The organism is Paraburkholderia sediminicola, assembly GCF_046026855.1.
Classification (GTDB): Bacteria; Pseudomonadota; Gammaproteobacteria; order Burkholderiales; family Burkholderiaceae; genus Paraburkholderia; species Paraburkholderia sediminicola_A.
In genome coordinates, this window is record NZ_JAQQET010000014.1 from 98,639 (window position 1) to 111,721 (window position 13,083).

Below are 13,083 nucleotides of genomic sequence, written 5' to 3' on the forward strand. Positions count from 1 at the left end.
AATAATTGCGGTGCGCCATGCGAGTTTGCAAGGTTTAACGTCGGGCAAGTTTACCGCCGCTCCTGGCAGAATCACAATCTGAACAGGTGCCCCTTGTGCTCCAGAAAACAGAATCGATGTGACATGAAAAGGATGCCGAATATGCATAACCTCCAGGAAGAAAATAAGTTAGTGGTTAAAAAATTTAACAGGGAATTCATTGAAAATAAAAACGACTCCATATATGAAGAACTGGTTTCGACCGAATTCCACGATGGCAGTGGCGGAGGCGCAGGGCCAGATCCATATTTTTTCTTTACTAAAATATTCCGCCCCGCGTTTCCAGATGCAAAGGTGATCATTCATGATCAAGTTGCGGAGGGCGATAAGGTTGTTACGCGAAAAAGTTACGAAGGTACCCATAAGGGAGAGTTTATGGGAATTCCTGCCACTGGCAAGGTAGTCAGCTTTGAGGTCATTGAAATAATCACGTTGCGCGATGGTAAATATATCAGCCACTGGGCCGTTGCAGACACTTTGGGTTTGCTTAAGCAATTGAACGCGACGTCATAATTCTGTGCGCGCAGGGCGGGCGGACGAACCCGTTACGCCAGCGTAACCGTTCGAGATGGCGAAGGCAGTTTCCCCCGGTTGCGGACCAGTCCAGGGGGCGACTGCATGCTCGAGCGAAATTCTCACCGGCGATCGGGGGTATGTTTGGCTCCGCTCATCGCGCGATCGTGGCGCAGGCGGAGTCAACTGATCAGCCTATAAGCCTGTCGCCTGCCTGGCACGAGCAGTTGCCATTGCTACATATCCGCCCTCCGAGTAACGGCTATCCTAGTGCAAAGTCAGGACGCGGACAGCCCTTTCGCGATAGCCACATGATCTCTCGTGCTTCGGCCGGTGTGGCAGGCTCGTAACCCATTTCGCGCACGAGACGTGCGATCCGCTCGACCAACTGCACGTTGGTCGCGAACTCTCCTGGTCCGTAATACAGGTCGTCTTCAGGACCCACGCGGACATGAGAGCGTGCGATCTGACCAAACTGCGAGTGCGTGATATCTGCCTTGGTCAGCGCGTTGCTTCGCGGGCAACGGTCATGCAGCAGAAGACGCAACGGCCGGTTCAGTTCGAAATCACCGAGCTATCCCGAGATAGCGCCGAAGTTTGGATCAAGTTAGCGAGACTGTCGCCTTCCGATTTTCTGTTCCCGAGTCGCATTCACGGATCGCCGCACCTTTCGACGCGTCAATACGCTCGCATGGTGCATCGCTGGATAGGGTCGATCGGGCTTGACGATACGGCATACGGGACGCACACCATGCGGCGAACCAAAGCGTCGCTGATTTACCGCCGCACGAAAAACTTGCGGGCGGTACAGCTGCTACTTGGCCACACGAAATTGGAAAGTACGGTGTTATATCTCGGTATCGAGGTCAACGATGCGCTCAAGATGGCAGAACAGACGGAGGCTTAAGCCACGATCGGCCGGACAGTAAGGGGACACTGTCCGGCCACGAGGCGTCATTCATCTGAACCGTGGCTCGGACATTCAAACGCCAGCTTCGCTCATAAAACCACGACTCATTGTTTCAACGAGACACATCACTTCATCGGCCTGAGTCGATGTCCGTGTATCGACGTGGGCGAACTCGCTAGTTGGTTTAGGCCGGCCATTCACTGAATGGCGCTAGCGAGCATCCGTTACTGACTTCACCGAATGCAGTTACGACAGCCAATTCTAAGGACGAGTCTCTTCGTCCACTCGCCTGAAATGATCAATGAGTTTGTGCGAGACGCGCGTAAATTCCGTCATCTCCTTGTCGCTCAGCACGGAAGACAGTGCTTCGAGAAGACGATGTTTGGCGCCCAGCTGATCATTGAAAGCACCGTACCCTGCTGTTGTGAGACGCAACTCGGCACGGCGACCGTCGGTTGCATGGGGAGCCGATTCAACCAGGTCGCGGGCTTTTAGCGTGCGCAGCGCGCGGCTCACCGTGACCTTGTCGTAGACCCAGTAGCGCGAGAATTCCGCCGCCGTAATGCCAGGCGAGTTTCCGATTGCCTCGAGCAGACGCCACTCCAGCAGCGGCAATTCGTGCAAGGGCAGCATTTGTTTCGTGTAGAGGCGCTCCAGCAGCGTCGACAGGATCTGCACCTGCGACAGATCATACCGGTAGCGTTCTTGCGGAAACGGCCCACCCTCCGCCGCGCTTTTTTCACCCGACAGCCGATTCAGGAACGCCCGTGCCTGGCGTAATTCCTCGCTTTGCACCCGTGTCTTCAAAATCTCACTCCCGATGTCCTCGACCGACAGTATAGCCGTCGGCCATCAGGCTCTGCTGTCTGCGCAGACGGCCCGCTTGGGTAGACAGCGCGCGTAAACCCCGAGCGAATCGCCGTTGAAAATAGTTTCAAACAAAGCGATACTAGTTTCAAATGAAACCAAATGAGAAGCGTAACCAAGCTTCTCTTCAGGAGATGTCATGGATTCAACCGATGTACCGAACCGCGAGCCGCGCGGCCGCGCTCACCGTTGGATGGTCGTCATAGTATTTGCGGCGGCCTTCGCGCTCGCTTACCTCGACCGCCAGGTTCTCACACTGCTGATCGATCCGATCCAGCATAGCCTAGGCTTGAACGATACACAGGTGGGATTGCTGCAGGGTCTGGCGTTCGCGCTATGTTTCGCGATCGGCGGTTTGCCGCTCGGCTGGCTGGTCGATAACCGCAATCGTGTGCGGGTTGCGTCGAGTTGTGTCGCACTGTGGAGTATCGCAACGGCGTCATCGGGACTCGCGGCCGGATACGCGCAACTGTTGGCCGTGCGCTCGGTCACGGCGTTGTCAGAGGCTGGTTGTTCGCCGGCCGCTCTGTCGATCTTCGCAGATCTTTTTCCACCCCGGATGCTGCCACGCGCAACGGCAATCTATACCGCGGCACCGTACATCGGCGGAAGTGCATCGCTCGTCGCGGGCGGCTATCTATTGAATTACTTCGGCCGCACGGGGGGCATGAACGTGCCCTGGATCGGACATTTGCAACCTTGGCAGGCGGTCTTTGTAGTTGTCGGCGTGCCTGGCTTGTTGCTCGCGTTGCTCATCCTGTTCGGCGTGCGCGAACCCCAACGCGGCGAGAACGCTGAACAGAAGAAAGATAGCGCCAGCCTGCGTGACGTAATGCGCTTCATAACTCGCGATGCAGCCCATCTGCGTGGCTACTTTTGCGGCTACGCGTGCATTCTCGCGGCCTTTTTCTCGCTGATTACGTGGTATCCGACCTTCGCGATTCGCAGCCAGTTCGGAACTGCGGTGTCGCTCGGACCTGTGCTCGGCGTCGTGTTTCTGGTGTGTGGACTGGCCGGTTCGCTGAGTGGCCAGGGATTCGTTGGGCGTGTTGCGGACACGGAAATCGTCGGTCGTGTAATTCGCCTGGCGGCGCGATTCAGTCTGATGCTGATTCCTGCGATAGTGCTAATGGCATTTGGCAGGGCGCTTGTATGGTCCGCAGCCGGTTACGCGGTGACGATCTTCGTGATCAGTATGTTGACGTCCCTCATGCCGATTCCGCTGCAGGTGGGCGTACCCAACCGCATGCGCGGCCGCGTGATCGGCCTCTTCATCTTTGGCGTCAATGTTATCGGTACCGGCGCTGGACCGCTCCTGGTAGGTGCGGCGAGTGACCGTCTCGCCGTTGGTCCCGTCGACGCGCATGCGCTCTCCGTGTCGCTCGCCGTCGTACTGCTCGTCTGCGCGTGTGCAGCTTACTTTTCAATGAAACGCGCACTCAGACAGCTGGTTCGCGAGACCGCGCCGGCGTCCCTTCCGATTTCCCACTCCACCGATATTGCCTGATGAACATCCAATACTTCTCCGCGAGCGATGAAGATCGCCGCTTCGCCGCCGCATTGCTTGGCGACGGTGGGTTTACACAGGTCTACGCGAGCCCGCAGTCGGCAGGCGATATGCGCGATGCAACGCGGTCCATCCTGCAATCGACGGCATATGCAGTCGATGCGCCGGGCGTTGTCGTCACGTCTTGCGAAGTCGCCGGCGTGCCGTGCGAAAAAATTTCCACGAGCGATGCAGACGCCAACGGGCTCATTGTGTTTCTGCACGGTGGCGGCTTCGTGCGTGGCAGTCTCGAACTGGGCCGCCGAAGCGCGATCGAACTGGCGGCGTTATCAAAGCGCCCGGTGCTCGCGATCGGCTTCCGGCAGGCGCCTGAGCATCGCTTTCCCGCAGCAAGTCTGGACGTTCTCCACGTCTATCGCGCATTGCTCGCGCAAGGTCACGAGAGCCGGGCGATCGTGTTCGTCGGCGAATCGGCGGGCGGGTGTCTCGCGCTGACCCTGCCGACGCGCGTCATGCGCGGCGAATGTCCGTTGCCAGCCGGCATGGCAGGCCTGTGTCCCATGGCCGATTTGCGGATGCACGGTGCCTCATGGCACGTGAATGCCGCGCGCGATATCGCCACGCGTGAAATGGGCGAACGCATGCTCGATCTCTATATCGACGACGCGGACAAGAGCGATCCACTCGCGGCACCGTTGAACACGCCCTATGACGCGAACGCGAACGTGCTGCTGTGCGTGGGCGCGAACGAAGTGATGTTGAGCGACGTCGAGCGTTTCGCCGATCACGCAGAACGCGCTGGTGCACGCGTCGCGCTGAATCTCTACGAAACCATGCCACACGGTTTCACTAAATTCGACACGCCGCTAGCGCGCAAAGCGATGCGACACACGGCGGACTGGTGCGTCGATCGTTTGGCCGACGCACGTTAGCGAATCAAATCGCCGCTGCACAAACAAAAAAAATACAGACTGGTCTGGAGACGCCATGAAAAAAGTACTGACGGATATCGCGCTCGCGATAGCCTGCATTTCGTCCGTTCACGCACAAAGTTCGGTCACGCTGTACGGTATTCTCGATGCGGGCATTACCTACGTGAGCAATCAGAGAGGCCACAGTGCCGTCATCGAAGATACGGGTATCGCCCAGGCGAATCGCTGGGGCTTGCTTGGATCCGAAGATCTCGGTGGCGGCATGAAAGCGATCTTCACGCTGGAGAACGGTTTCACGCTCGGCAACGGCACGCTCGGTCAGGGCGGCGCAATGTTCGGACGCACGGCTGCCGTTGGACTGACTGGACGGTTCGGCACATTGACGCTGGGACGTCAGTACGATTTCATGCTTGATAACATCGTATTCGACACGGCTATCGCGCGATTCGGTGGCGTGTACGCTACGCACCTGCTGGACATCGACCGCCTTGCAGGAGAACAGGTCAACAATTCGGTGAAGTACGTGACCGGTAATGTGGCCGGCTTCAGTGCTGGGGCGATGTATGGCTTTAGCAACGTGGCAGGTTCGTTTGGTGGAACGTCCGGTGCGCCACGCTTCACGAGTTTCGGCCTGAATTACGACAACGGTGGTCCGTTTGCGATCGGTGCGGCTTATACCAACGCCAATGGCACGGGCGCCTCGGTGGCCGAAGCCGCGTTGCTCGGCACATCCATTCGTAACATCGGCGTGGGTGCGCGCTATCGGTTTGGATCGTTGACGATATTCGGCAACTATACGAACAATCGCGTGAGCGGCGTGCCAGGCACGGGCAAACTGTTAGTCAGTGTGGTGGAGGGCGGTTTCGATTATTTCTTCGCGCCGGATCTGTACGGAGGTATTGCGTGCATGTACGACCACTATCCGAAAGTCCAGTTTGGGCAGATGAGCGCGGCGCTGCACTACCTGTTGTCGAAGCGAACTGACGTCTACGTCAGTGCCAATTTTGCTCACAGTAACTCCGCCGCTCAACCGGCGGGGCTCTTTCTGATTGTGAATCCAGCGACCAATGTGGGGTATTCGACGAGTCAGAATCAACTCGCCTTGCGCATTGGCTTGCGGACCAAGTTCTAAATTCCGCGCAAAGGGCCGAGAAACGACGGCGTTCATCTGTGGCCCAAATTAGGCCCCCATCTGTTGATTTGCACGGAATCCTGACCCATCCTACGCGACCGGCCTGCGCAATGGCTGCTAGCACTGGATACTGTTGAAAAAGTCGCTGCGTCGCTTTTTCAATTCGCTCGCAAGAAAATCGACTTCTCAGATCGGCCTGCAAACCGCTCGCGAACAGTCGTCAAGGGTAAGACCCCCCCGAAAACCTCGCGACAGAGACGAATAGCGACCTTTTCAACAGCATCACTGCAAACCGGACATTTGTGGCGGCATAGCGAATGCCCGGGTCGACTTCTGTCCTGCGGAGACCGATCGTGACGGCTTACTTCGCTAATTCGATGTCGGACCGAGTTCGCTCATGACCGGTCGGTCGAGACCGTCTCCTCTCCGGCGTTCAGGTCCCGCCCCACGGTCGTCACGGCATTGATGCGGTGCTTGAAATGCGACCTACACGGCGGTTGCGATTGGACTATCAGGTTGGACGCCAAGGGGCTCGTGGAGTTTTCGATAGGCATTCACAAGCGCCGGCAGGGCCTCCTGCTCTTCCGGTGTGCCGAAGCGGTCCACAAACCCGTCTAACGCGACCAACAAGGAGCAGGCCGCGAGAGCCAAGGTATCGGCAAACTGTAAGTAGTCGGGGCCGATGTGCAGACCGGTTATCTTCCCTTTGGCGCTCACCTCAACGTGGTGCTGAAGAGATGTGGCGGACGGGTGGGCGTCCTGAGAGAGAGATCGATAGACGACTGTATAAAGATTGGACAGGCCTAGGTCCTCTGCCAAGCCGTGAAGGTCAATGTCCTGGTGCTTCCCCGGCGTGCCGATCTCGTCGAGCAACGCGTCGAGCGCCGCTTCCGTTTCGGCTGGCACCTCTGGCATATCCCGCAACTCGGCCGCGACCTGTCCGCGGAATCGCTGGTGCCCGGCATCGAACGCGTCGACGAATCGCGTCGTAGGCGCTTCGCCCTTCTTGGGCTTGATTTTGGCGCCCTGCGACAGCACCATGTCGTGCGAGGCGGCCACGCAGTACAGCGCAGTTTCGAAGGTCGATCGCACCATGGCGCGCGACTGCGCACGCAGTCCCCTGGCGCCCAGGAGCACAGCGCCCTCGAAGTCCTGAACGGCTCGCCCCAAAAGGGTGACGGCGAACAGGTCGGCGTCACGCTGTTGGATGTCGCGCGGCACGATCAGCAGGGCGATGGCGAAGCGGTTGATCTGCTCTACGAGCGCCGCGTGGCAGGGGCAGTAGTCCCGCAACGCCTCATCCGGGAGGGCGTTAATGTGCGTGGATAGGAAGCCGTCACGGCTCAGAGTCATGGTCTTCTCCTTCTTCCAACCGTAGGCCATCGTGTCCAAGTTGGACGGAGTATTCTCGTCTGCCAGCGGGTTAAGGGATTTCCCTGGGGCGAACGATCGCAAAGAAAAATTTGAGCGATTCGGTCGTCAAGCAGCCTGTTTGCGAGTAATCGATGTCCGTTTGGCGGCGCCAAGGATCTAGGGTAGACCTCTGTTTTGAAAGGGGATTATTGCAATCCGTCAGGGGGCTGCTGCCGTGCAAGGTTCAGACTTAAGTGAACAAAGTTCAAAGTTAAGCGAATCTCGACATCTCGACATCCCTTCTTGAATTTGTCACCACCCGTCCATATAATTAGCACTCGCTGCACGAGAGTGCTAACAACATCGCCGGTTGGCTCAGCCAGCCGGGTTTTCTCAGCGTTCTTCAGTCTCAATCAAGAGAGGAGTATGTATGAACCTTCGTCCTTTGCATGATCGCGTGATCGTCAAACGTCTGGATCAAGAAACCAAGACTGCGTCGGGCATCGTGATCCCCGAAGCCGCAGCAGAAAAGCCGGATCAAGGCGAAATTCTGGCAGTCGGCCCGGGCAAGCGCGACGACAAGGGTGCACAAATCGCACTCGACGTGAAAGTTGGTGACCGCGTCCTGTTCGGCAAATACGCAGGCCAGACCGTCAAGGTCGACGGCAACGAACTGCTCGTGATGCGTGAAGAAGACATCATGGCCGTGGTGCAGAAGTAAGCGCTGGTCGCTACTTCCCCGGCTATATCCCAAGAATTCAAGGAGTTAGAAGATGGCAGCTAAAGACGTCGTATTCGGTGATTCCGCCCGTGCCAAGATGGTTGAAGGCGTGAACATCCTCGCGAACGCTGTGAAGGTCACGCTGGGCCCGAAGGGTCGCAACGTTGTCCTGGAGCGCAGCTTCGGCGGCCCGACGATCACGAAGGACGGTGTTTCGGTCGCGAAAGAGATCGAACTGAAAGACAAGCTCCAGAACATGGGCGCGCAAATGGTCAAGGAAGTGGCTTCCAGGACCAGCGACAACGCAGGTGACGGCACCACGACCGCAACGGTTCTGGCTCAGTCGATCGTCCGCGAAGGCATGAAGTACGTTGCATCGGGCATGAACCCGATGGACCTGAAGCGCGGTATCGACAAGGCTGTGACGGCCGCTATCGAAGAACTGCGCAAGATCAGCAAGCCGTGCACTACCAACAAGGAAATCGCTCAAGTTGGCGCGATTTCGGCAAACAGCGACTCGTCGATCGGCGACCGCATCGCTGAAGCGATGGACAAGGTCGGCAAGGAAGGCGTGATCACGGTTGAAGACGGCAAGTCGCTGCAAGACGAGCTGGACGTTGTCGAAGGTATGCAATTCGACCGCGGCTACCTGTCGCCGTACTTCATCAACAATCCGGACAAGCAAGTTGCTGTGCTCGAAAACCCGTTCGTGCTGCTGCACGACAAGAAGGTTTCGAACATCCGTGATCTGCTGCCGGTACTGGAACAAGTTGCCAAGGCTGGCCGTCCGCTGCTGATCATCGCAGAAGACGTCGAAGGCGAAGCGCTGGCTACGCTGGTTGTGAACAACATCCGCGGCATCCTGAAGACTGTTGCTGTCAAGGCTCCGGGCTTCGGCGATCGTCGTAAGGCCATGCTGGAAGACATCGCTGTCCTGACCGGCGGTCAAGTCATCGCTGAAGAAACTGGCCTGACGCTCGAAAAGGCATCGCTGGCTGAACTGGGTCAAGCGAAGCGTATCGAAGTGGGCAAGGAAAACACGACGATCATCGACGGCGCTGGCGAAGCTGCAACCATCGAAGCACGTGTGAAGCAAGTTCGCACGCAAATCGAAGAAGCTACGTCGGACTACGACCGTGAAAAGCTGCAGGAACGCGTCGCCAAGCTGGCTGGCGGTGTTGCAGTGATCAAGGTCGGTGCTGCGACCGAAGTCGAAATGAAGGAAAAGAAGGCGCGTGTCGAAGACGCACTGCACGCAACGCGCGCAGCTGTGGAAGAAGGCATCGTTGCTGGCGGCGGCGTCGCGTTGATCCGCGCACGTTCGGCTATCGTTGGTCTGAAGGGCGCTAACGCTGATCAGGACGCAGGTATCAAGATCGTGCTGCGCGCGATGGAAGAGCCGCTGCGCCAGATCGTCACGAACGGTGGCGAAGAAGCCAGCGTCGTGGTGGCAGCTGTTGCAGCCGGCACGGGCAACTACGGCTACAACGCAGCAACCGGCGAGTACGTCGACCTGGTTGACGCAGGTGTCGTGGACCCGACGAAGGTGACGCGCACGGCGCTGCAAAACGCAGCTTCGGTCGCTGGCCTGCTGTTGACCACCGACGCAGCTGTTTGCGAACTGCCGAAGGAAGATGGTCCGATGGGCGGTGGTATGCCCGGCGGCATGGGCGGTATGGGCATGGACATGTAATTTCCATTGGGCCTCGTTTGAGGCTCAGTTGGAAACACATGGGGAAGTGCGCCGTGAGGCGTGCTTCCCAAATGAAAAAACCCGCAGAGATGCGGGTTTTTTTATGGGTGCTGTTCTGCTGAAACCTTGCTAAGGCCAACGCGGAACAACTTGCTGGGCGCCCGCCGCTCATGCAGCAGACGCTTCGCGTCGGTTCTTAATGCCGTGCTTCGCCCGGCGCCGCGTCCTTACCGGCCGCGGGTGGCGTTTCGTCGTCGCTGCTGCGGGCCCAGAAGAAGCGGTCCGGCAGATACGCGCCCATTCCTGGCCGGAATGCATTGCGCATCGCCTGATACAGATACTCCTGCGCCTCGCGCACGGCCTCCGCCGGCTCCTGGCCGTTGGCCAGCAAGGCGGCAATCGCAGCACCGAGAGTATCCGTGATGCCCATGATCCGGTGGCTGCCGCGGTCCCACATATCCTGACGCAGCTGGCCGTCTTCGCTGAACAGCGTGTTGACGAGCCGGTGCGTGCCGGTTTCCGTCGACAGAATGTACTCGCAGCCCTGCGACAGCAGATGCGAGATCGCCGCATCGAGGCTCGGCGCTTCGGCGTCGCCGTCCGGCTGGGCGAGGGCGAGCAGCGTGGCCGAATCGGCGACCAGCAAGGTGGTTTGCGGCGCCAGCAGGTCGGCGATCGCTTCGCGTAGTTCGTCGGCGGCGAGCACATGTTCGTCGTCGAGCGTGAAGTCGGGTGCGAGGATCAGCGGGATGTCGTCGTAATCGGCCACGACCTCCGCAATTGCGCTTACGACTTCCGCGCGCGTACATGCGCCGACCTTGAACGCGGCAATCGGCATGTCTTCGAGCAGCATCCGGGCCTGGGTCGCGACTACTTCGGGGTCGAGCCCGGTGACTTCATCGCAGCTTGCCGAGTCGCGTACGGTATAGCCCGTGAGCACGGAAACACCATGGCAGCCCATGCTTGCAAGGGTCATCAGGTCGGCTTGCAGTCCGGAGCCACCGGTGGGATCGGAAAGGCCGAAGGTGAGGACGATCGGGGGTGTGTCGCTGGGCATGAAAATTTACAAAAGGAGCTGTATTTAGGCGCAGAGAGTGCGCAATCGACTCAATTATGCGGCCTAAACCGTTGTGAAGGCGGTTTTTCGCATTCTTCGGCATGTTGTGGCAAGCAGGAGGCGATGTAAGCGGCAGCCACGCAGCGACACTACGCCGCAAGCGCGGAGCGAACCGACGCAAACCTCTAGCCAAAGGCCGTCGCACACTGCGATTGGGCGTTTCTGATTGCTAGGCATTGGGGCGGCAACACGGTACCATCATGGCTCCCGTTTCCACGGACTCTACGACGCGACACAAGAATGGAATATCAAAGCTGGATGTGCCTGATTTGCGGCTGGATTTACGACGAAGAAGCCGGTTTGCCGGACGAAGGCATTGCGCCGGGCACCCGCTGGGAGGACGTTCCCATCAACTGGACCTGCCCGGAATGCGGAGCGCGCAAGGAGGACTTCGAGATGGTCCAGATCTGAGGTCCGGGGCAAGTGGCGGTGTCCGGCGGAGTGCCACGCCGCGTGACTGCGGCGCGGCGTTTTGCAGGCAGCGTCGGCCGGATCGAACGCGGTTCACGCGCTCGGAACATAGCCCCAACGCGTCGACGCGGAATGTCTCCGGTTGCACCGTGTCGCAGCGGTAGTCTGTCATTGTCCTGTCGCCAGTTCGCGCGTTAGCCGATCAGTCTCTCGTGCGACGCTGAGCGGCGGCCCGTCAGCTTTCTGTCGCCTGCCCATGACTCTTCGATCCGCTGCACCCGATTCCTTCGATGCCTTGCCGAATCCGCGCGGCGGCGCAGTCCGTTCCGCCGAGTTGGCGCTGGCCGAGGCGTTGCTAGCGTTCGAACAACACAGCGAAAGCACCTCGGCGCTGCTGTGTGCGTCGCACGCATTGCGCGAAGCCGGCTGGCTGAGCGCGCAACGTTTCGCAGACGCGCTGGTGCGGCTTTCGCCTTTGGCCGAGAGCGAGGGCGATCTGGCTGATGCGGACAGCGCACGGGCCGTGTTCGGCGCCGCGTTGCACGATTTCCGCGCAGCGCTTGAGCGCCACAATCTGCGCGAGCTGTCCTGCTCGCCCACACTGTTCAATCACTATCGCGGGCTCTGTACCCATTTGTCGGAGCACACGCCCGGTTCGACTGTCGCTTTCGAAGATCTCGCGCTGAGCGCGCGCCCCGTGCCGCCTGCATCGCTGCACGCCCAGTCGGCGGATCAACTGGCCCATTTGCGGGCGCGCTATGAACGCGCGCTGCTGCCCGTGTTGCGCTCGCAGCCCGATAGCAGCGGCGCAGCGCTCGCTTTCACAAACGCGGCGCTCGACGAACTGGACGCGGTCCTCACGGAACTCACCGGTCCGGACCCCTACGATTTCTGGCGTCTCGCCAAAGCCTGTGCCAAGGCGCTGCGCGTTGGCGGCCGCGCCAGCGGAGAAGCCGACGCACGGCGTTTCTATGCGCGCTGCAACCTCGCGCTGGCCGATCACGCGCGCGGTATCGAGCGCGCGCCGCGTTCGCTGGTGCGCGCGACGCTGGCGTTGCTGTGGCGCGATTACGCGTTGTTCGGCGCTGCGGCGGAAGACGCCGATCATGTCGAAGTGCTGCACGACTACGGCCTGACGGTCGATTGGCACGTGGCGGGCACCCAGGCATCGGAAATGCTCTGGGAAGCTGGCGCCGTGCAGGCACAGGCGATCAGTGCAACCCGCAGCGCGCTGACGCGCGAGCTGGGCGTGTTGACCGTCAACGCGCACGCGTATGAAGATTTCCTGCAGACGGCGGATGCCTCGATTTCGGCGCTGACCGAGCATGCCCGCGCGGCCGATCAGCCCGAGAAAGCCGATCCGAGCGAGGCGCTGCAGGCGGGCGACGCCGCTTACCGGCTCGGTGCCTCCGCATGCGCGCTGGGCCTCGGTCACATCGCGCTGGTCGCCGATGCGCTGGGGCTTGCGTGGCGCCGCCGCGCACACGCCGGCGTATTCACGCCGGCGGTGCGTTCCCACGTCATCGTGGGCGCGCCGGCGGCGAGCACGCTCGAGCAGGCTGCCGAAGCTTTGCGTGCGATGCTGCACAAAGTGGCTGCGGGCGTCGCGCCGACAGGCAGCAGCGCTGCGCTGGCCGCATTGACGCGTTCGATCGAAGAGGGCGGCGCCTGAGCCGCTGCGATATCAGCATCACGTCCTATGCGCCGGTAAGCATCCTCATGCCGGCAGCAAGGAGCAGCAACGATGGAATCCGGAGGCACGCGATATGCGTGTCGTAAAACACCGCTAACCCGCACCGTGGACAAGGCCTGCGTGCGTGATAGAGTGGAACTTGATTCGCCGTCGATGGCTCGCGGCGCACTTCATCGCACACATCGCGGTCCCGCG

11 protein-coding genes and 2 pseudogenes are annotated in these 13,083 nt (G+C 59.8%); 9 read left to right on the forward strand and 4 right to left on the reverse strand.

All coding sequences use genetic code 11. The annotated features are described in order from the left end of the window. The first annotated feature begins 141 nt into the window (after positions 1-141). Positions 142-552 (forward strand): ester cyclase, encoded by a 411-nt coding sequence (locus PQR40_RS17265; protein ID WP_408225787.1) that lies wholly within the window; start codon positions 142-144, stop codon positions 550-552. Between the two features lie 262 nt (positions 553-814). Here PQR40_RS17265 and PQR40_RS17270 read toward each other — a convergent pair. Further along, positions 815-1,006, reverse strand: a pseudogene (locus tag PQR40_RS17270) (3-keto-5-aminohexanoate cleavage protein); the annotation flags it as partial. Between PQR40_RS17270 and PQR40_RS17275 the strand changes: the two are divergent. Continuing rightward, positions 1,004-1,459: pseudogene (locus tag PQR40_RS17275) on the forward strand (tyrosine-type recombinase/integrase); the annotation flags it as partial. The pseudogenes PQR40_RS17270 and PQR40_RS17275 sit on opposite strands and share 3 nt — an antisense overlap. 264 nt (positions 1,460-1,723) lie before the next feature. On the opposite strand, the gene PQR40_RS17280 reads toward PQR40_RS17275, so the two are convergent. Further along, positions 1,724-2,257, reverse strand: a complete 534-nt coding sequence (locus PQR40_RS17280; protein WP_408225790.1) for a MarR family winged helix-turn-helix transcriptional regulator — start codon at positions 2,255-2,257, stop codon at positions 1,724-1,726. A 211-nt stretch (positions 2,258-2,468) separates the two neighbouring features. Between PQR40_RS17280 and PQR40_RS17285 the strand changes: the two genes are divergently transcribed. Genes PQR40_RS17285 through PQR40_RS17295 form a run of 3 tightly spaced genes read left to right on the forward strand, consistent with a single transcriptional unit; the run spans position 2,469 to position 5,900 of the window. Then, the gene (locus PQR40_RS17285; RefSeq protein WP_408509451.1) at positions 2,469-3,836 is read left to right on the forward strand and encodes an MFS transporter; all 1,368 of its coding nucleotides are present in this window, start codon (positions 2,469-2,471) and stop codon (positions 3,834-3,836) included. Then, positions 3,836-4,768: an alpha/beta hydrolase gene (locus PQR40_RS17290; protein ID WP_408225796.1), complete on the forward strand. Its 933-nt coding sequence runs from the start codon at positions 3,836-3,838 to the stop codon at positions 4,766-4,768. The genes PQR40_RS17285 and PQR40_RS17290 overlap by 1 nt, the downstream gene beginning before the upstream one ends. Before the next feature lie 55 nt (positions 4,769-4,823). Continuing rightward, positions 4,824-5,900, forward strand: a complete 1,077-nt coding sequence (locus tag PQR40_RS17295) for a porin (RefSeq protein ID WP_408509452.1) — start codon at positions 4,824-4,826, stop codon at positions 5,898-5,900. A 486-nt stretch (positions 5,901-6,386) separates the two neighbouring features. Here PQR40_RS17295 and PQR40_RS17300 read toward each other — a convergent pair whose 3' ends face one another. Further along, positions 6,387-7,253 carry a DUF5677 domain-containing protein gene (locus tag PQR40_RS17300; protein ID WP_408509453.1) on the reverse strand — a complete coding sequence of 289 codons (867 nt, stop codon included), beginning with the start codon at positions 7,251-7,253 and terminating at the stop codon, positions 6,387-6,389. 430 nt (positions 7,254-7,683) lie between these two features. Between PQR40_RS17300 and groES the strand changes: the two genes are divergently transcribed. Together groES and groL are read left to right on the forward strand one after the other, a co-directional pair. Further along, on the forward strand, positions 7,684-7,974 hold the full coding sequence (gene groES / locus PQR40_RS17305) for a co-chaperone GroES (protein WP_007178996.1): 291 nt from the start codon (positions 7,684-7,686) through the stop codon (positions 7,972-7,974). Positions 7,975-8,026: 52 nt separating this feature from the next. After that, positions 8,027-9,667: a chaperonin GroEL gene (gene groL, locus PQR40_RS17310; protein WP_408225805.1), complete on the forward strand. Its 1,641-nt coding sequence runs from the start codon at positions 8,027-8,029 to the stop codon at positions 9,665-9,667. A 196-nt stretch (positions 9,668-9,863) separates the two neighbouring features. Here the strand turns inward: groL and PQR40_RS17315 are convergent, their stop codons facing one another. Beyond that, the gene (locus tag PQR40_RS17315; protein WP_408216363.1) at positions 9,864-10,724 is read right to left on the reverse strand and encodes a hydroxymethylpyrimidine/phosphomethylpyrimidine kinase; all 861 of its coding nucleotides are present in this window, start codon (positions 10,722-10,724) and stop codon (positions 9,864-9,866) included. 300 nt (positions 10,725-11,024) lie between these two features. Between PQR40_RS17315 and PQR40_RS17320 the strand changes: the two genes are divergently transcribed. Next, on the forward strand, positions 11,025-11,195 hold the full coding sequence (locus PQR40_RS17320; protein ID WP_006047743.1) for a rubredoxin: 171 nt from the start codon (positions 11,025-11,027) through the stop codon (positions 11,193-11,195). Positions 11,196-11,451: 256 nt separating this feature from the next. Then, a complete protein-coding gene (locus PQR40_RS17325; RefSeq protein ID WP_408509454.1) occupies positions 11,452-12,867 on the forward strand; it encodes a FimL-related protein in 1,416 nt (471 codons plus the stop codon). The last annotated feature ends 216 nt before the right edge of the window (positions 12,868-13,083 follow it).

Bases quoted from the DNA above. Each gene is read 5' to 3' on its own strand.
- groL (WP_408225805.1), top strand. From the start codon at position 8,027: ATGGCAGCTAAAGACGTCGTATTCGGTGATTCCGCCCGTGCCAAGATG.
- PQR40_RS17290 (WP_408225796.1), top strand. From the start codon at position 3,836: ATGAACATCCAATACTTCTCCGCGAGCGATGAAGATCGCCGCTTCGCC.
- PQR40_RS17300 (WP_408509453.1), bottom strand. From the start codon at position 7,253: ATGACTCTGAGCCGTGACGGCTTCCTATCCACGCACATTAACGCCCTC.
- PQR40_RS17320 (WP_006047743.1), top strand. From the start codon at position 11,025: ATGGAATATCAAAGCTGGATGTGCCTGATTTGCGGCTGGATTTACGAC.
- PQR40_RS17285 (WP_408509451.1), top strand. From the start codon at position 2,469: ATGGATTCAACCGATGTACCGAACCGCGAGCCGCGCGGCCGCGCTCAC.
- PQR40_RS17295 (WP_408509452.1), top strand. From the start codon at position 4,824: ATGAAAAAAGTACTGACGGATATCGCGCTCGCGATAGCCTGCATTTCG.
- PQR40_RS17325 (WP_408509454.1), top strand. From the start codon at position 11,452: ATGACTCTTCGATCCGCTGCACCCGATTCCTTCGATGCCTTGCCGAAT.
- PQR40_RS17265 (WP_408225787.1), top strand. From the start codon at position 142: ATGCATAACCTCCAGGAAGAAAATAAGTTAGTGGTTAAAAAATTTAAC.
- PQR40_RS17315 (WP_408216363.1), bottom strand. From the start codon at position 10,724: ATGCCCAGCGACACACCCCCGATCGTCCTCACCTTCGGCCTTTCCGAT.
- groES (WP_007178996.1), top strand. From the start codon at position 7,684: ATGAACCTTCGTCCTTTGCATGATCGCGTGATCGTCAAACGTCTGGAT.